This window comes from Dolichospermum sp. UHCC 0260 (assembly GCF_009711985.1).
Taxonomy (GTDB): Bacteria; Cyanobacteriota; Cyanobacteriia; order Cyanobacteriales; family Nostocaceae; genus Dolichospermum; species Dolichospermum lemmermannii.
On sequence record NZ_VIKZ01000020.1, the window covers coordinates 43,051 to 62,294 of the forward strand.

16 protein-coding genes and 1 pseudogene are annotated in these 19,244 nt (G+C 37.6%); 9 read left to right on the top strand and 8 right to left on the bottom strand.

The window, feature by feature from the left end; genetic code table 11:
- Nucleotides 1–115 precede the first annotated feature (115 nt).
- Complete coding sequence (locus FJR08_RS10055; RefSeq protein WP_083881423.1) at nt 116–313, bottom strand: type II toxin-antitoxin system PemK/MazF family toxin; 198 nt, start codon at nt 311–313, stop codon at nt 116–118.
- Between the two features lie 40 nt (nt 314–353).
- Between FJR08_RS10055 and FJR08_RS10060 the strand changes: the two genes are divergently transcribed.
- From FJR08_RS10060 to FJR08_RS10070, 3 genes and pseudogenes are all read left to right on the top strand, one after another.
- On the top strand, nt 354–1,478 hold the full coding sequence (locus FJR08_RS10060; protein WP_015078761.1) for an ATP/GTP-binding protein: 1,125 nt from the start codon (nt 354–356) through the stop codon (nt 1,476–1,478).
- An 11-nt stretch (nt 1,479–1,489) separates the two neighbouring features.
- Nucleotides 1,490–2,125: pseudogene (locus tag FJR08_RS10065) on the top strand (DUF3226 domain-containing protein).
- Between the two features lie 138 nt (nt 2,126–2,263).
- Nucleotides 2,264–2,581: a helix-turn-helix domain-containing protein gene (locus tag FJR08_RS10070; RefSeq protein WP_015078763.1), complete on the top strand. Its 318-nt coding sequence runs from the start codon at nt 2,264–2,266 to the stop codon at nt 2,579–2,581.
- A 217-nt stretch (nt 2,582–2,798) separates the two neighbouring features.
- On the opposite strand, the gene FJR08_RS10075 is transcribed toward FJR08_RS10070, so the two are convergent.
- The 4 genes from FJR08_RS10075 to FJR08_RS10090 all read right to left on the bottom strand — a co-directional run bounded on the left by FJR08_RS10075 (nt 2,799) and on the right by FJR08_RS10090 (nt 11,300).
- A complete protein-coding gene (locus FJR08_RS10075) occupies nt 2,799–3,887 on the bottom strand; it encodes a hypothetical protein (RefSeq protein WP_168633072.1) in 1,089 nt (362 codons plus the stop codon).
- 67 nt (nt 3,888–3,954) lie between these two features.
- Nucleotides 3,955–7,368: a virulence factor SrfB gene (locus tag FJR08_RS10080; RefSeq protein WP_168633073.1), complete on the bottom strand. Its 3,414-nt coding sequence runs from the start codon at nt 7,366–7,368 to the stop codon at nt 3,955–3,957.
- A 183-nt stretch (nt 7,369–7,551) separates the two neighbouring features.
- Nucleotides 7,552–10,110, bottom strand: a complete 2,559-nt coding sequence (locus FJR08_RS10085) for a dynamin family protein (RefSeq protein ID WP_168633074.1) — start codon at nt 10,108–10,110, stop codon at nt 7,552–7,554.
- Nucleotides 10,111–10,367: 257 nt separating this feature from the next.
- Nucleotides 10,368–11,300, bottom strand: coding sequence for an NAD-dependent epimerase/dehydratase family protein (locus FJR08_RS10090; RefSeq protein WP_168633075.1), 933 nt, complete (start codon nt 11,298–11,300; stop codon nt 10,368–10,370).
- A 192-nt stretch (nt 11,301–11,492) separates the two neighbouring features.
- Here FJR08_RS10090 and FJR08_RS10095 point away from each other — a divergent pair, with 192 nt between their 5' ends.
- From FJR08_RS10095 to FJR08_RS24005, 3 genes are all read left to right on the top strand, one after another.
- Entirely contained in the window at nt 11,493–12,635 is a 1,143-nt protein-coding gene (locus FJR08_RS10095) for a glycosyltransferase (RefSeq protein ID WP_168633076.1), read from the top strand.
- A 112-nt stretch (nt 12,636–12,747) separates the two neighbouring features.
- Nucleotides 12,748–13,506 carry a sugar transferase gene (locus FJR08_RS10100; RefSeq protein ID WP_015078769.1) on the top strand — a complete coding sequence of 253 codons (759 nt, stop codon included), beginning with the start codon at nt 12,748–12,750 and terminating at the stop codon, nt 13,504–13,506.
- A 22-nt stretch (nt 13,507–13,528) separates the two neighbouring features.
- Nucleotides 13,529–13,663 carry a hypothetical protein gene (locus FJR08_RS24005; protein ID WP_256369718.1) on the top strand — a complete coding sequence of 45 codons (135 nt, stop codon included), beginning with the start codon at nt 13,529–13,531 and terminating at the stop codon, nt 13,661–13,663.
- A gap of 50 nt (nt 13,664–13,713) precedes the next feature.
- On the opposite strand, the gene FJR08_RS23210 is transcribed toward FJR08_RS24005, so the two are convergent.
- Nucleotides 13,714–13,917: a hypothetical protein gene (locus FJR08_RS23210; protein ID WP_217357503.1), complete on the bottom strand. Its 204-nt coding sequence runs from the start codon at nt 13,915–13,917 to the stop codon at nt 13,714–13,716.
- 390 nt (nt 13,918–14,307) lie between these two features.
- Here FJR08_RS23210 and gmd point away from each other — a divergent pair, with 390 nt between their 5' ends.
- From gmd to FJR08_RS10115, 3 genes are all read left to right on the top strand, one after another.
- Nucleotides 14,308–15,387, top strand: a complete 1,080-nt coding sequence (gene gmd, locus FJR08_RS10105) for a GDP-mannose 4,6-dehydratase (RefSeq protein ID WP_148763084.1) — start codon at nt 14,308–14,310, stop codon at nt 15,385–15,387.
- A gap of 20 nt (nt 15,388–15,407) precedes the next feature.
- Nucleotides 15,408–16,352: a GDP-L-fucose synthase gene (locus tag FJR08_RS10110; RefSeq protein WP_015078771.1), complete on the top strand. Its 945-nt coding sequence runs from the start codon at nt 15,408–15,410 to the stop codon at nt 16,350–16,352.
- A gap of 146 nt (nt 16,353–16,498) precedes the next feature.
- Nucleotides 16,499–17,068, top strand: coding sequence for a 5-formyltetrahydrofolate cyclo-ligase (locus FJR08_RS10115; protein ID WP_168633077.1), 570 nt, complete (start codon nt 16,499–16,501; stop codon nt 17,066–17,068).
- Nucleotides 17,069–17,084: 16 nt separating this feature from the next.
- Here FJR08_RS10115 and FJR08_RS10120 read toward each other — a convergent pair whose 3' ends face one another.
- Nucleotides 17,085–18,719 (bottom strand): AAA family ATPase, encoded by a 1,635-nt coding sequence (locus tag FJR08_RS10120; RefSeq protein WP_168633078.1) that lies wholly within the window; start codon nt 18,717–18,719, stop codon nt 17,085–17,087.
- 14 nt (nt 18,720–18,733) lie between these two features.
- Entirely contained in the window at nt 18,734–19,243 is a 510-nt protein-coding gene (locus tag FJR08_RS10125) for a hypothetical protein (protein ID WP_217357504.1), read from the bottom strand.
- Nucleotide 19,244 lies beyond the last annotated feature (1 nt).

A 19,244-nucleotide genomic window follows, 5' to 3' on the forward strand; every position in this document is an offset into this window, starting at 1 on the left:
TTTTCTCGCAACAGACGCACAAGGCACGGAGGGTGTTTTCTGCGTCTTTGTTTTATTTTTGTTTCGCGCAAAGTCGCTAAGGAGCAAAGGCGCAAAGGAAGAGGAGGAAGAAGAGTTATTCGGCGAACATTTCAGCTAGGATATCCAGAACTGTTTTTTGTTCTTCTGTAGTAATTTGACCCAGAAGTTTGACTAATCGAGTTTTATCTATTGTGCGAATTTGGTCTAGGACAATTTGTCCATTTTGTCCTTGAAATTGACAGGTTACTCTTGTGGGGTATGTTTGCCCTTTTAAGGATGCTGTATGCTCCAATTTCTTGTAAACTAATGAAAAAGGATTAGGTCAATTTTCTATGCTGAAGTCTTTTGAAATACGCAACTTCAGAATCTTTGATCAAATAGAGGTTAAAAAATTAAGTAATATTAACCTTATTGTCGGTATGAATAATGCTGGTAAGAGTACATTTCTCGAAGCAGTAGAACTCTATGCCAGTAATGCTTCCCCTATGACTATACTTGAGCTTGTAGAATCAAGGCAAGGATCTTGGATTAGTGAAGCACAACAGCATCCTCCAAATTTTCTTAGTAATCCCATACGTCATCTATTTTTTAGTCATAAATTACCCGATATAGGAGAACAAGGTATCATTATTGGAGAAATTTCTTCAACCTCAAAAATTCACATCGGCATTGCTGTATATCAGATTAAATCTGATGATGAAGGGACAATGAAAAGAATTCGCATTTCTGGTGAGCAACTATATGAAGACTTATCAAATATTGAAGTTATTCTAGTAGCAGAAGAAGGCGAAAAAACTCGAAGAATCTTGAGATTAGATAAGGATTTTAGAGAAATTAGACGTGGTTCTAGAGTTGTTTATGAACGACAAGATTCTGAATTAAAATACAAATGGCAATTTGTCTCGACAGAGAATATGCCCAACCGAAAATTAGCTGCTCTATGGGATTTGACAAGTTTAACCAGTTTGGAATCAGAGGTGATTTCTGCTCTTAAACTTATTGAACCTAAGATATCAGGAGTTGCTTTTGTAGAAGACATTAGTAAAGGCCGTAGTAGCGACAATCGTATTCCTCTAGTAAAAGTTGAAGGTATAGATGAACCATTAGCTCTTAAAAGTATGGGTGATGGTTTAAATCGTTTATTTCATATCATGGTAGCTCTGGTGAATGCGAAAGATGGAATTTTGTTAATTGATGAATTTGAAAATGGCTTGCATTGGACAGTACAACCTAAAGTTTGGGAGATTCTTTTTCATTTTTCCGAAAAGCTCAATGTTCAAGTATTTGCAACCACACATAGTCGTGATTGTGTAAATGGTTTTGATAGTGCATGGAATAAGTATCCTTTACTTGGTGCTTTCTTTAGACTAGAAGTTAAAAATAATCTGATTAAAGTAAAAGAATATTCTGCTGAAACATTGGCAGATTCTATTGAAATGGACGTTGAAACAAGATAAAGAGAAATAGTATGAAAGATATTTGTAAACAAGATACCGATAAAGTGTTACTTTTGGAAGGTAAAAATGATTGTCATGTTGTTATGGCTTTGTGTGCTGCTCACCAAGTTCCTGAAACTTTTGGAATATATGAATGCGGTGCAGATACAGAAGTTTTGAAGCGTCTGAATGCTTTGATATCCCGTTCTAATGCTCCTCAAGTAATCGGAGTAATGCTTGATGCTGATAGCCCTTCTCTAGAAGGAAGATGGGCAAGCATTAAAGGCAAATTAACTCATTATAGCTATAACTTACCTAAGATTCCTGATAAGCATGGAACAATAATTAAGGGTATTGAAGATGAACCTAAACTTGGATTTTGGTTGATGCCGAATAATCAAGATTCGGGTAAATTAGAGGATTTTTGTGCAGAATTAGCAAAACCTAAATCTTTATAATTTGCGAAAGAATGTATTACTAAAGCACAAATTAATAAATTAACAACTTTTAAATCATTGGATCTTAGTAAAGCAATTATTCACACATATCTAGCTTGGCAAGATGAACCAGGATATCCTATGGGACAGGCAATTACTAAACAATCTCTTCGTCCTCATACAGATATTGCTATAAAGTTTACTGACTGGTTAACACGGTTATTTAATTAAAAATTTTTCCTCATCTTCCTGAACAATAGTATATGGTATCGCTACACCTAAGCAAGATATTGATTTAATTGAAGCAAGACTTGAAAGGGCAAAACAGCATTATAACCAAGTTTATCGGTAAGAGAAAAATAAATAATCATGACAGAAAATATTGAAATAACAACTAGTAGCGGTAATGTATTTGCTGATTTAGGTTTACCCAACCCAGATGAAATGCTAGTAAAAGCAGAACTAGCACGCAAAATCAGTAATGCTATCACCGCACGTCATATCACCCAAGCTGAAGCGGCTGAATTATTAGGAATTGATCAACCAAAAGTTTCTGCTTTAATGAGAGGAAGACTCACAGGTTTTTCTCTAGAAAGAATGTTTAGATTTCTCAATGCTTTTGAAATTGATGTAGAAATTAGAGTAAAACCTAAATCTAGCCATAATGCCCGAATAACTGTAGTTTAATTCGAGCTATTTCCAAGTCAAAATTCATAGCAAAATTACAAGATAGAAAATAACACACTTTGGAAAAACACATCAGAACTGAATAGGCATCTCCGGTAATTAAATGTGCGTGGTTTGAAACCCTTGTAGAGACGTTCTATAGAACGTCTCTACATTCATTTTCACCAGATGTCTAATGAATTACGAAGGAGGGTTGTCATGATTTTCAATTATTCTCTTACCTTAAAGTCCGAAATATCACCCTTCCCGGATACTCTTGCTGATTAATTTTGGTATAGACTCGCAAACAAGTTAATACTTCACCTGGATTACCACCACAGTCTAATTGCAAGTCATCTTTAGAAAATTCACAAACATCACCATACAGTCCTGATAACTGTTTGAGTCGGACTTCATTACCTGCTTTCATAGCTTTATCAACGGCTTTTCTGAGAAGACGACGAGATTCTTTTTGTAATTTTCCCCACCAAGAATAACGTTCAGCCGGGGGAATAAATACTAAGGAATGAATGGCTTCATCCATGTCAATCCAGGCACATAAATTTAAAATAGTATCAGTATTTTCCTCGGATTTTTGCAGGCGGTGAAAGCGATCGCTTAATGTGTCAATATATTGATGACGTTGTTCTAATTTAGAATGTAAAGAAACTACGTCAAAGCTAAAAACACTTTTTAAAGCATGATGTAAGTCTGGATCTATTTCAATAAACTTAATATATAAAAGTAAAAATCCGGCGATTAAATATAAATTTTCAGAAAGATGAGTTTGGGCAATTCCTGAATTTACCAAAGCTGTTTGAGATAAACATAATCCTTTGGCCTTAACTGTACCACTTAACCCTGGATAAATAATTTCATCACGGACAAATGGTAATTCCTCCAGATTTATATGATCTACAACTGCACCTACTTCTTGCGCTAATTCTAAGGCCTTATGTCGCCAAAATGTAGCTACATCTTCAGGAACTCGCAACAGTTTTCTATGAATTTCGTTCCATATTTCCGCATCAATTTGGCTTTGAATACAAGAATTACCAAGATAAGATTTTAATTCTGAATCATCATTAAAAGCATCTTTTAATTTTATTAACTGAGGTTGTTTTAGATCCCCAACTTCTTCAATAAGTCGGGGATCTAATAATTGATGAAGTTCTTGGAGAATTTCTTCTGATGTCTGAAATCCGGTATCAAGCGGATATTCTTGATTTGCTTTGGTTAAAGTTGCGGCTAATCCATATAAATTAAACCGTAATATTTTGGCTAATTCTGAGTTTTTTGTATTTAGTAGTTTATGTAAATTCTGCATAATTTTGTTAGGATGAAAATAGAAGATTTTATATCCCCGACTTCTTTAAGAAGTCGGGGATATAAGATTAATGAATACCGCAAAAAGGATCACGTTCTTTATCAACTTCGTTAGGTTGTAATTCCAATTCTGCGCGATAAACACATCCTTCTTGTTCCAGACATTCTTGATTATTAGATGTCCAATAAGGAACTGCCCCAGCGTGCATTCTTAATATGCCTGTATTATCAATAGTTACATGATATTGACAAGGATAATCTGTGATAATATCTGGTCTGCTGAGTGTGCCAATCCGTAGCCATTTCTTAGTATTTGTATCACTATCAGTCTGATAAATATAGAAGGTGTGTTGACCACTTTGGGGAAATGATGGCAAAGGTTTACTGATTAATCCTGTTCCTGGTTGTTTGACACCATCTTGTAAATAATGAAATGTTTCCATTGATTTACTTTCATTATTATCAACTGCAAATACTAAATGATAAGCATGAGGTTGATCAACTGTGGCAGATTCTAAGACATTAACAGCAATATCACCATCATGTAAGTTGTGTTGATGGTTTTCTATGGCGATATTCCATTTTAAATTACCATCAGTAAATAAGGTATTTTCAGTAGATTTAGATATGACCGAATTAATATCAATGCCAACCACATCTATTAAATAATGGGGATTACCTCGGCATAGTAAAACGCTAAATTGTAAAGCTTGGTCAATCTCAAATTGGATTTTAATTTTTTTGAGAAATTCCTGTTCTTCCATACCCAATTTATCCATCAATATTTTACCGTCGAAACTACCCCACAGGCGAAAAGTGCCATTTTCATAATCTTGACGATGGATAATATTTGTTAATTGGATGCCCTGCCAAGGTGTCCGCACTTTAGCAACAGTGTCCCAAGGTGCAAGTTGATATAGTTCTTGTCCAGCATTAAAAATGGCTAATGGTTCGTTACTTTGGGTTTTGCGTTTGAAGTTACAAGGAAGATAATAAAACAGGTTTTTGACATCAATTTCTAGTTGATTTGCACCTTTACGTAACAGATTTTTAGATTCTTCTGGATCAAATCGAAAGCGACGCAATTTTTCGGCATAACAAGCACCTGCGGAAGTGGCAATTTTGGTAAATTCTAAAACAAAAGTAATTCGTTCGGGATTCCAAACAAAATAAGGCGATTTACTAAATTCTTCGTAAATTTGTTGTTGAACAAGATTAAAGTTACAAGTTTTTCCAGACAGAATTAACCAATCTACTTTTTGATTTGTTTCTGAATTAAGACGGCTTTCCATTAAGCCTTTTGCAATACCAATGGCTTCTTTAATTGAAGAAGTTGCTGCCCGTTCAAATTGCTGATGATCTAAAGTTAGAGAAATAGATTCAGAACTTCTAACTTGAAATTTAATCGCACTTTGGGCAAGAAGTTCACCAATTTGTTGTTCATTTAAAGTGAAGGTTAATAAAGAACCATCTGCGGGTGGTTTTTGCCCTAATTTGAGTTTAGCAGCTTCAGCATGATCCCACAATGTGTAAAAGGTTTGTAGGCGTTGGGTTGCTTGTTGCCAACGAGTTGGTAAGACTTTTTCCGCTGTATCTAGGGCATCTTTAAAAGCAACGTCACCTTCGGGATTTTCTTTATCTATACATTTTAATAAACTACCAGTTTTAAATTTTCCATCTTCTAAAAAACGGTCATTTAATTCAGAGTTAATTAAGTCTTCTAATTTATCGCTTTCAATGTCACCTGTGGTAACTGCGGTCAGCAGAAAATCAGAAATTGCAACTTTTAACAAACGGAAAATTCGTAAAGTAATTAATTCACCACCTAATTGTAAATGTCCCGAAGAACCTAATAATTTGGGAGTAAGTTTATAGTAACGTCCTCCTAAACCTCTATCTTCATGATCTGCAAAGAAGGGAGTTTTATCTTCTAGAGTAAGTTCAATTAAAGCTAAGTCTGTTGTACCCCCACCAATATCTAAAACCAGGACATTTTGTGACCATTTATTCCCATTTTGACGACAGCGAGTTTTAAAAGATTCAATCCCAATATTCAGATTTCCGCCAAATTCTCGCCACAGGAAAAAGATAGCTACAGAAACAGCTTCGTCATAGGCTGTTTGCACATCATCAATGCCTAATTCTTGTACCAGTTTTTTGATTTCTTTGCGAACTACGGGAGGGGCAACGGTGGGATAGGTAACAACTGCTGTTAAAAAATCGCCTTCTGAAAATCTCCGTCTAGCCCGTTGCCGATAATCTTCTGTTAGTTCAATTAATTGCGCCCAAGCTGCTTGAATGAGGCGATTAACTTGAATATTTTCTTCATCTTCTTCTAAGATAATTGGGAAAGATCGATCTTGTCCAAAATAGCGTTTGGGTGAGTGATGAAATCTGCTAATAATTTCTTTAACTGAAACAGTTGTTCCTTGGGCTATGGCTTTTTTTCTATTATCTCTTGCGTCTCTACCCATGCGTAGTTTTAAGGGAATTAATTGCGATACTTCCATTTCACTGGGAATTTCTGTACTGCGTCTATCAATATCTAAAATTACGGGAATTAAATTTTGTGATTCTAATGTGGGAACGCGGAAAACTTCGTGATATATAGCATAAAGTTTCTTGCTAACAGCCCGCCGAAATCTATCACTTGTTCCTAAACATAATTCAATTTGGCGAATTGCTTCTAAAAATAATTCTTTGTTATCACTTTCAAAAATTTCACTTAATTGATCTGATTCTATTGCTAAGTTTTTGCTAATGTCAACTAGAAATTTTTCCCACTCACCACTACTAACATCTGGTAAGGCTAAATCTGGGGAGGAATTGAACCATTCCGCCATCCGTTCTCTTAATCTCAGTTCTTGTTCTCTGGGTAAAACTTCGGCAATGGGGACTTCTATGGGGTCAAAAAGTGTCACTGTGGAGTTGGAAGTACCAAAATCTAACGCTAACCAACCAGGAAATCTTTTTCTTTGTTTTTCGTTGAGTTTTTCACTGAGTTGTTGACTTAAATTATTCAAATAGTGATCAAATTGTGAAGTATTCATGGGTAGATGATTTTTTGTAGATGAACTTGATGATTTTTGTAAATTGGGTATAAACCAAAGATCACATTCAGCACATACATGATTAGATATGGACAAATTTGGTTTTCCCCCAGCGTCAGAATCAAAATATTCGACAATCACCTTTAAGGTACAATCAACTATTGTGATTAAAGGTGCATCTAACTGACAGGGATCTTGTCCTAATTGAGAAATATTATAAATTTGTTTGGGTGTGGCTGTGTGAAGTTGTCTATAACTTTTTTGAATTTGTGCTGCTAATTCATTTGGTGTACCTCTAACTATGCAGGTAATTCGAGAAATGTACGGTATGTTGCTTTTAATAGGGACAATTTGAATGGTGGGTAGATGCAACTGTGTGTTTTCTTTCACACCTAATTTAAAGCTAGGTAGAAGCTGAATTTCCACAGGCATTTTTGATGTTCCTTTTTTGTTTGTTAATATTTCATTGATAGTGCATTTCCCTAAATTTATTTGATAACTAAAGGTTTACTCTTTTCTTAATAAAAGAATATGGATTAAATGAACCACGAAGGGACGAAGAACACGAAGGAAGAAGGAAGAAGGAAGAAGAATGAAGAATAAAAGTAGTACCAATTAAATGCAGGTAAATAATTCTTCTTCATTAATTGTGGCAATATCGGTTAAGATTTCTAACCAAGCTGGAATGGCTAATTCGGTTTGTGAATCTCTTGCAGCAATATATCTTAGTAGTGCTTCTTTTTTGGCCAGGTTTTGCAAGCTGGGAATAATTTGATCTAAAATTCCGTTGATTTCTATATTTACTTGCTGATTACTTTCACTCACATATTGCACGAGGTGAAGACTAGCACTAGCGGTAATTTCATCTCGCAGTCGTAAAACGAAAAGTTGATGATTTGCGCTTCTTGATGTGTTTTGATTTCTCTCTGGTGACCAATCAAAAATTTGTCCTACACTGTGTTTTTCATCTTGTCTGGCTAGGGGAAAAATACTTTCTGGTTTGATACTTTGATCATGGTTATTGATTTCGGCAATAATGGCTTCTTTCCATTGACGAGGATCAGATCCTAGTAAGAGTTTATAAAATAAATCTGCTTCTTCAAGTCCAAATTTTGATTCAATTTCTTGTTCCATTTCTGGGATAAGAATGGTTTGCAGTTTTTCCCGTTCTAAGGTAATTTGATGTGCCAATGAGCTTAATAAGTCTACCACAGCTTGATGAATGCGATCGCTTGCAAAATTTTCCAGTTCTTTCACTGTTTTTTCAAAAGCCGGATAAAAGTCATCACTCTTGGTTGGTATGGAGGTATTTACCCGATTTCCTCTATCAAATAATTTCCCCGCTGCACCTTTAAATTCCGCTAAGGTAATTGTGCCATTTTGAATTTTATTAAATAATAATGTCCATTGACTCCAATTCAAAATTTTCAAAGTTAGTTCATCTTTAATGACATCACTAACTACAATTCCTCTTCTATCTTTAAGTTGTTCTTTACCTAAATCTTTCTGAAAGTTTCTGTAGGTTCTATCTAAACTTTCTATGGCTGATCTTAATTCTAGTAAAGCTGGAGTATCAACTGTGGGTATGCCTTGTTCATGGATTTCGGCAATAATTTCTTTGAGATATTCTTGTTGTTGACGAATCACATCAGCAGCCCGACGAGTATCTTCATACAATTGCTTTAAGCCATGATTAGCAACATGAGTTTGAATCAATTCTCTTAATTTACTAATCCCACCATCTTGAGCAAAATAACCTAATTGTCTTCCTAATTGACTCCTCCCATCTGCTGCTAATAAAGCTTCACTTAAATCACCCCATTTCTGTTGTAATTTTTTCGGTCTTTCCAGATAATCAGGATAATCTAAATTGGCAAGAAATTCCTCAGAACCTGCTTTAATTTGACTAGAACGTTTGGCAAATTCAGACAATCCTAATAGTGGCGATAATAAGACAATTCTATCTTTTTGAGAAGTAAATGCTTCCGCCCCATCAATAATGGTTTTGAGAACTTTCAATTTTTGGAAAACTGCATTTGTTTGTAACGGTTGAGAATCAGATTGATTAGCAATTAATAAATCTAGTTCCCTTTCTCCTCCTTCACTTTCTAAAGGCAGTTGATCAAAACGTCCCACACCGACAAGAATTAAATCCTTGAGGTCTTGTCCTGGACGCTGTTGCTGCATCATTGTGAAGATTTTATTGGCGCGATCGCTCCCCGGTGATTTACCATTAAGTAAGACTAAAATTGTCTGTACCTGTGCCAATTCTCGCAAGGATAAAAATGTATCTCTAGTTCCAGAATTAGCTGCACCCAAGCCGGGAAAATCTAAAAGGACAAATTCTTCTGCACCTGTAACATCCCAAATTTCTCGTGATATTTTCACATCAATATCAACACGACGAATTAAGGGAAAACTGGTTTGTAATAATTGCGTTCCTAACCTTTGTGGCGCATTTGGTAAGCGAACATTCGCTGCTGGTAAATCCTCAAATTTGAGAGATTGAATCGCCATGGGCATTTCTGCCAGTTGTAAACCTTCACGGGCTGTAATCCCATCAATTGGGTAAAGACGACCGCATAAAGCCTCACCATAAGCCTGATAAGCCCGCAAAAATAACACTAACTCCCGCACCAAATAACGCAACTCTAAATTATTGGAACTTTTCCAAACTTCCTCACACCAAATACTGATATCCTTACCGGTTTTAATTTTAGCTACCTGTAAAGGTGTCACCCCAGCGGACGCAGCGCGACGGTTTGCTTCTTTGAGCATGAAGTGTAAGCACTCATTTACCCCTTCATGGGATAAATATTCTACCGTATAATTATTTGCTTGGGTAGTTGCAAAACCATCCTGGGGTTTAATATGAATAGCTGTGACATTACCGGTTGTCGGATTTTCGCTCACGGGTAAAGCGTCTGCGTAACCAATGAGACTTCCTAGCAGCAAACTTTTACCGCTGCTAAATTCCCCCATGATGCCAATTTTTACCGGTGAGTTGGCCAGTTCCACAGTTTTCTCTGCTGCCTCTCGCAGCCGCAGCAGACAATCATCAAGGCTAGTGGGAACCCAATCTTCCTCCTGGGAAGGGCGCTGGGGAACTGAGTCAATTTTGCGGAGGATAAATTCACCGTACTCTTTCAATCGTGCCAGCTTATCTGGTTCCATAGAGTAGTCTTTCGTTTGAGTTCATTTTCACAACTGGGTTATAACACAAAACCTTAAAACTATTCCTATGTGGTGCCACGAAAACAGGCAAGACGCAAGACGGAAGCGGGAATTTCTTTGTTCTTTGTTTTTCTAATCTTCATCTAAGTAGGTGAACACAATAAAACCAATCTGTGTAAAGAAAAGTAAAATCGCCCAAACCCTCTTGCCTCTTGCCTCACCAATGAGCAATGCTAAACCCCGGCAATTGCCAGAAATTACCCAGCTTTCAAAATCTCATCATCTACAGAAAAATCAACTTCTAATTTATCTTGTCCATTGATTAAATAATCATTTACTAAAGAATTTTGCAAACCAGAAATCAAATCATATTTAGGTTGCCAATTTAATTCTATTTGTGCTTTATTCACTGATGCAAAGAAATGCTGTACCCGCATCGGAAAAGCTTTCCGTTTACCGAAATCAAACTTTTTCGGATCATAATGGACGATTTTTACATCATCGGCAGATTTACCAGCAGCCACAGCACAAGCACGCGCTAACCCATCGAAAGTGACAAAGCGATCGCCCGAAATATTATAAATCTGCCCAATTGCTTGATCATTCCCAATTATCTGGGTCATCGCTTGAGCTAAATCCCAGACATGGCCAAGCTGAGTGATGTGCATTCCATTCCCAGGAATACAAATCGGGCGATCGCGTACAATTCTATCAAAAAACCAACTTTCCAAAGGATTATAATTTTGCGGTCCGTAGATATAAGTAGGACGAATAGAAGTAAAGGGGATTCCCAACTGCTTGAGGTAAGCTTCCGTTTCATGTTTACCCTGGTGACGACTCTTAGGATCAACAGCATCCCCTTCTAAATGGGGCATTTGGTCAGATTTGAGGTAAACACCCGCAGAACTCATATAAACAAAATGTTTGACCCGTCCTTGAAAAATTTCTGCCAGAGGTTGTGTATCCGTGAGTTCCCTACCATTATTGTCAAAAACGACATCAAAACTTTCTGGTGCTAACTTTTCTTGAAGTTGAGTTGAGTGAGTGCGATCGCCTATAATTTGTCCTACCCCCGCAGGTGCAGCATGATTACCACGATTGAACAAAACCACCTCATGTCCATCCTTAATCAGCAGTTGAGTCAAATACACCCCAATAAACCGAGTTCCACCGATAACCAGAATCCGCATAACTTTCTAATTCCTGAATAAAAATTACCGCTATCTGTAGAGGTTATCAGGTTGTAGTATCACTAGAGGAACATCTTTTGGTAGGATTATATCTTCTATTCAATCTAGAGAGATCAAACTCTTTCCCCCTGCCTTCTCCGAACGACAATTTTTAATGCTCACCTACTTACCTTCCACCCATTCAACTTAACCGTGTCCTTAGAATATGCCTTAGTTCATGAGTGGTTAACCCCTCAAGCCACAGGAGGTTCAGAACTCGTAGTCCAGGAAATATTAAATCACATTGACGCTGATTTATACGCCCTGATTGATTTTGAATCCAGCAATCCAGAAAGTTACCTGTATAAACGTCAAATTGGCACAACGTTTTTACAGAAATTTCCCCAAGCCCGTCAAGGAGTCCAAAAATATTTACCCCTATTACCCTTGGCCATTGAGCAATTGGATTTGCGACAATATGAAGTTATTTTATCTTCATCTCATGCTGTAGCTAAAGGAGTCTTAACCACCCCTAACCAATTGCATATCTGCTATAGCCATAGCCCCATGCGCTACGCGTGGGATTTAACCTTTGATTATCTCAACCAAAGCAAACTAGGGCAAGGAGCAATCGGCTGGATCACCCGCCAAATCCTCCATAATTTGCGGCAATGGGACGTAATCAGTGCTAATCGGGTGGATTACTTCATTGCCAACTCCCAACACACAGCCAGACGGATTTGGCGTTGCTATCGTCGAGAAGCAACCGTCATCTATCCACCGGTTAACCTAGATGAATGTTTATTTTCTCCAGAAAAAGAAGATTTTTACTTGATAGTTTCCCGACTAGTAAGTTATAAACAAGTTTCCTTAATTGTTCAGGCTTTTAATAGCCTCAAAAAACCCTTGGTTATTATTGGCACTGGTCCTCAAATGAACAAATTACGGGAAATAGCTCAACCACATATTCAAATCTTAGGATGGCAACCCGATCATATCGTCAAAAATTATATGTCCCGTGCCAAAGCCTTTGTTTATGCAGCTTGCGAAGACTTTGGCATTGCCCTAGTTGAAGCCCAAGCCTGTGGAACTCCCGTAATTGCATACCGTGCAGGTGGTGCATTGGAAACAGTGAGAGATATTCAGACACATCCTGATACAGGAACTGGTATATTATTTAAAATCCAAACAGTAGGAGCTATAGTAGATGCCGTAGAAAAATTTGTAGATCATGAGCATTTATACAATTATGAGTATATACAAACACACGCTAATCAATTTTCTCGCCAGGTTTTTGCAGAACGTTATCTCAGTTTTGTGAATGAATGTCGTGAAAAAGGAGTTTACGGAAAGTAAACATCGGCCTTTTGTATTTATTTTCTCAGAAGAGTGCAAATTTTTCCTCAAAATTACTGCCTTTTAGCTTTAAGATTGGGACTATGTGTGGTGTGGATTATAAAGGAGTATGATGACTGCCCAGAGTTCACTCCTCTCCGGCAAGCGATACCCGCGGAAGGATAACAGTACATCTGTGACTGTTTTATCAAAACGTGGTCAAAAAGTTAAACAGCCAAAGGTGAAATCCAGAAGTTTATCTTTTCAGGGTTTATACGGAGAGTTTTTTAAACGACTGTTTGATATAGTTTTTTCATTGTCGGTCTTGATTTTGTTTTCTCCCATTTACATGATATTGGCTTTATTGATAGCCATAAGCTCAAAGGGTCCGATCTTTTATGTTCAAGAACGGGTGGGCAAAAACTACCGCAGCTTCAATTGCATTAAGTTTCGCACCATGGTCAACAATGCTGACGAAATTCTCGTCGAAATGATGGCTACATCACCTAACCTCCGAGCAGAATTTGAAGACAATTTTAAGCTGAAAACAGACCCAAGAATCACTAAAATTGGTCACTTTTTGCGAATTACCAGCTTAGATGAATTTCCCCAATTTTGGAATGTTCTCAAAGGAGATATGAGTGTAGTTGGTCCAAGACCTTTAGTCGCGGAAGAATTAATCAAATATGGTGATTATATCAATCATGTTTTAACGATTCGTCCTGGAATTACTGGTTTGTGGCAAGTATCCGGGCGTAATGATATTCCATATCCTCGCCGGGTGCAAATAGACCTCCATTATGTCAATTTTAGGAATTTTTGGCTTGATTTGTGGATCATCCTGAAAACAGTTAATGTTGTCATTATGCCCAAAAATAAAGGAGCTTACTAAGTAAGTACACCAATTCCCTCTTATGGGGCAACATTATGCCCCAAAAACTATTTTTGAGGAGTCAGGAGTCAAGAAGAAGGAGTCAGGAGTCAGGAGAAAAGAGAAGTTAGGAGTCAGGAGAAAAGAGAAGTTAGGAGAAAGAAGAAGTCAGGAATGAAACTGGGTTTGTGTATAGGTTTCAATTTATATTTTGTATCTCGTAACTACTCAACCTGCTGTAAAGTCAAAAATATTAATTGACATAAATCTATAATTATTTGTTAAAGTGTTTTTTAGCAAAAATATTTGCTGACCTTTATCTAAAAACAACAAGGCATCGCCAAGCGTCAGTAACCCAGCCCTAAAAGGACTGAGCTTGCAAGAGTAATCAAGCAAGCTGTGCTGACCAGACCACCCTGAGCTTAGTCTCATGGTAGCCGTTATTTGAGTCACGACACCTTGGAATGCGTTCGCGCCAGCGTGCCGTCAGGCATAGCTAGTTCCCCGCTCTGTCATTTGCAATTAAACAGTTTTAAGGTCACTGAAACAGTGTTGCAAGTCTAACAAGCTCTTATAACTGGTCAAAGCTAACATTACCCCAGAAATGGGAGGCTCTTGAGAGCAAAACATTATGCGTACAGAGTTGGAAAATTTGAATCGGTAATTGTCCCGTTGAAAGTACATCACAAAAGTACCCCGAATTTCTCAACTCCAAGGCGGTAATGAAGAAAAGAAATATTCAATTCAAGGCGGTTAAAACCGCACGAATCGTTTCCATCTCAGGTCTGAAGACACTGAATTTCCTACTTACAGCGAGGTCTTATGACACAAAGAAAACGGGCTTTAATTACTGGTATTACTGGTCAAGATGGTTCTTATTTAACTGAACTTTTACTAGAACAAGGTTATGAAGTCCACGGGATTATTCGCCGTACTTCCACCTTTAACACAGACAGAATTGATCACATGTATGAAGATCCTCATAACGAGGACGCAAGGCTATTTCTCCACTATGGTGATTTGACAGACGGAACAACACTGCGGCGGATTTTAGAAGAAGTCAAACCTACAGAAATTTATAATTTAGGCGCTCAATCCCACGTCCGGGTCAGCTTTGATTCACCTGAATATACAGTAGATGCTGTAGGTATGGGGACATTACGTTTATTGGAAGCAATCCGCGATTATCAGCACCGCACTGGGATTGAAGTCCGTTTCTATCAAGCTGGTTCTTCGGAAATGTATGGTTTGGTGCAAGCAGTTCCCCAAAGTGAAACCACACCCTTTTATCCCCGCAGTCCCTACGCTTGTGCTAAGGTGTACGCCCACTGGCAAACCATCAATTACCGCGAATCTTACAATTTATTTGCTTGTAACGGTATTCTTTTTAATCATGAATCTCCCAGAAGGGGCGAAACATTTGTTACCCGCAAAATTACTAGAGCCATAGCCCGCATTGTTGCTGGTAAACAAAAAAATATCTTCATGGGTAATTTGGATTCCAAGAGAGATTGGGGTTATGCCAAAGATTACGTAAAAGCAATGTGGTTGATGTTGCAACAAGAGCAGCCAGATGATTATGTGGTGGCAACTGGTGAAACCCATTCAGTGAAGGAGTTTCTGGAGTTAGCATTTAGTTATGTTAATCTCGATTGGCAGAAATACGTAGAGTTTGATCAACGTTATCTGCGTCCTGCAGAAGTAGATTTATTAATTGGTGATCCGACTAAGGCACAGCAAAAATTAGGCTGGAAACCATCAGTAACATTTAAAGAACTGGTTGCGCTCATGGTAGAAGCTGATTTACAAGCTGTGGGTTGTACTTCCCCTAATGGTAATGGTGCAAAATACCCTCAAGATATTGCTACTACCCGTCAAGAATTAGGATCTCTGCACTTTTAATTCAGATCAAGGATAATAATATGACAGCCTTAGATTTAGCAAATAAACGGATTCTTGTCACTGGTGGGGCGGGTTTTCTCGGCCGTCAGGTGATAGATCAATTATGTCAGCATGGCGCTAACAGTGAGAAAATTACTGTAACGCGATCGCACGATTGTGATCTACGAGTATGGGAAAATTGCCAACGGGCAGCAGATCAACAGGATATTATCATTCACCTAGCTGCCCATGTTGGTGGTATTGGTCTAAATCGAGAAAAACCCGGGGAGTTATTTTACGATAACTTGATCATGGGAACTCAGTTAATCCATGCAGCTTATCAACAAGGGATAGAAAAGTTTGTCTGTGTAGGAACTATTTGCGCCTATCCTAAGTTTACCCCTGTACCATTTAAAGAAGATGACATCTGGAATGGTTATCCAGAAGAGACTAACGCCCCCTATGGAGTGGCAAAAAAAGCTCTCTTAGTCCAACTGCAATCTTATCGTCAGCAGTATGGGTTTAATGGTATTTACCTGTTACCAGTGAACTTGTATGGACCTGAAGATAATTTCAACCCTAGCAGTTCTCATGTAATTCCCGCTTTAATTCGCAAAGTGGAAGAAGCCCAAACCAGGGGAGAAAAACAACTTCCTGTGTGGGGTGATGGTTCTCCTACCCGTGAATTTTTGTATTCTACAGACGCAGCACGGGGAATAGTCATGGGAACTCAGTTTTATAATGATGCTGAACCCGTGAATTTAGGAACTGGTTACGAGATATCCATTAAAGACTTAATCACCTTAATTTGCGAATTGATGGAGTATGAGGGTGAACTTGTGTGGGAAACCGACAAACCCAATGGCCAACCCCGACGTTGTTTGGACACGGAAAGGGCAAAACAGGCTTTTGGCTTCACTGCTGAAGTAGAATTTAGACAAGGTTTGAAAAATACTATTGATTGGTGGCGTAAAAACGCTGCATAGATGATCTCCTCATCTCGTTCCCAGTCTCCGACTGGGAATGCCTTCATAGAGTTTCTGACTCTAGCATACACACAAGGCAGAGCCTTCTTAATTCATTCCCATACAGAGTATGGGAACGAGGGAAATCTAAAATCTAAAATCCAAAATTGTCACAACTAACTAAAAAGGAATTGCGACGGGTTTTACTCCAAAAACGTCAGTCTATGACATTATTAGAATGGCGGGGGAAAAGCGATCGCCTCACCACCAATATCCAAAACTCGGTTATATTTAATCAAGCAAATACAATTCTGGCTTTTTTTAGCTTTCGTCAAGAACCTGATATTAGCTCGCTATATACTAACACTAATAAACGTTGGGGTTTTCCCCGTTGTGTTGATAAATCTCTAGTTTGGCATTCTTGGCAACCTGATGACACAATTAATATCGGCGCTTATGGGATTACAGAACCTCACCACGAAGCACCGATAATTGAGATTGAAGAAGTAGATTTAATTATTGTTCCCTGTGTGGGTTGTGATGTCCAAGGATACCGCTTAGGTTATGGTGGGGGATATTATGACCGTTTGTTAAATTCTCCTGGTTGGCAGACAAAAGCGACTATAGGAGTGGTGTTTGATTTTGCTTATTTATCTCAATTACCGGTTGATAGTTGGGACAAACCTTTAGAAAGGGTAATTACAGAAAACTTGATGACAACCACCAGTTTACAGTAGAAAAAATTGAAGTTAACTAAGATCCAAGAATAAGATTTTCTAAAAAACCTATTTCTAATTCTGATGCAGGTTTACCACCGCCACCTTCTATTAATTTTAAATATTTTCGCAACAGTTGCTGCATATTAGAAGTCCGATATTGGGGACTAATTTGTAATAACGCATTTTCCCAATGAATCTTTGTTGGTAAGTGTCCATATTCAGCTAAATAAATAGCTTCTCTGACTAATTTATCTAATTCTGCACCTGAATAACCGGCGGTTTTCTCTACAAGATATTCTAAAATGGAAGAAGGAGTTGGTGGTAATTTATAAGCGGTAGTGCGTTTTTGCAAAATTTGATATCTTTCTTCAGTATTAGGAGGCATAACTATAAATATCTCATCAAAACGGCCTGCACGAAATAATTCCGGTGGTAATTTTTCCCTATCATTAGAAGTGGCGATGAAAAAAATCGGATATTCGTGATCATTTAGCCAAGATAAAAATGTGCCAAATTGTCTGGTACTAACTCCTGAACTATCACCTCCCACACCGGCAAAAGCCTTTTCAATTTCATCCATAAATAGGATATTGGGGGCTGAGGCTTCGATGGCTCTGAGTGCTTGAAAAGTGTTACTTTCCGATTCTCCTACCCAGCGAGATTGTAACCGAGCAATTTCAAAATTAATCTGCGGTACGTGCCATTCTTGAGCGATCGCTCTGGCAATAAAAGTTTTTCCACAACCAGGGAAACCTTCGAGTAAAATAGCCCGAGGACGTAATTCTGGTTGGCCATCTTGAGCAAACCAACACTCACGACTATATATCCATTCTTTAACTTTAGTTAATCCTCCCACATCTCTCAAACCTTGACCAGAGGGAGCATAATATTCTAAAACTCCAGTTTTTCTAAGTTCCTGTTTTTTGGCTTCTAATAATAACTGTCCAGCCGCTTCTGGATCTGTCCACAAATTCCGAGATGTTGATAATTTAGCAGCTTGAATTGCCGCTTGTAAAGGCATTCCTTGAGCTTGTTCTGCTAATCTCCCAGCATCTGCTTCTGTTAACCCATATTTTTCTACAGCCACACTAAAAACATCTTCATAAAGTTCTGCTTCTACAGGTAAAGGTAAATCTATAATATGTACCATATTTCGCAAAATAGTCGGAATAGTCCAATCTGAACCAATAATAATTAAAGACATTCTTACCAAAGGTCTTTTCTGGTCTATTAGTAATATTAATTCTTTCAATTTTCGAGCTATTAAATGATCATCAGGACGCAATAAAACAGACCAATCTGGCAATAAAAAAGTATGTTGTCTTTGCAGATTTTTACTAACTTGATCTTGTAAACGATGTTGGAGAATATCTAAAGATTGTAAAATTGGATTACCATTTATATCAATAGCATTACCCAATCTTTGCCATTGTGCTTGATTTGCAGAACCAGCAGTTTCTAATCTTTGTTTAAAACCGTCTGTGCTATTCCATTGTGCTAATTCTCCATCTTGAATATCTGCATTATTCAAAATTGCTAAATGAGCATCTATGGTACAACGAATAGCGCGATTTTCTTCTGATGATCTCAAAAAAATTAACGGATAACGAGATTTTAATAAATCCTGTAATTCTTGCTGACATTTATCATAAGGTAATTCCGGCTTCATATTTTTTAACGTCCTTAAAAATCAGCTTTGTTAGTATCAGCACGAATATCTGTAACTGGTTCTGGTGTTTTTTCTGTGTTATTATTAGCAGGATTTTCAACTTTATTGGTAGAGTTATTTACAGTTTTTATTTCGGAAGTTGGAGTTACTGCTGGACGAAGAGGTTTTTTAGCAGGAGCAACAATAGGATTATTTACATTATTAACAGAAACAGGATTATTAATGGGAATTACAGGTTGAATATGAATAGAAGCATCAAGAGGTAAATCTAACGTTACAATAGTACGATGACGACCAACTTTAATATCTGCAATCCAATTAGAAATTATCGCAGTTAAATTTTCTGAAGTTAACATTCTAGCTGATTGTTGTTCAATAGTTTGACTAATCAGAGAACGATGATTCTCTTGACGAAAATAATCTTCAGGATAACTTTCATACAATGTAGTCAAATTAATAGAATAACTAATTTCCTTATTTCCTGCTTGTGGTATTCTGACAACTAAAGTATATTCAGACATCATG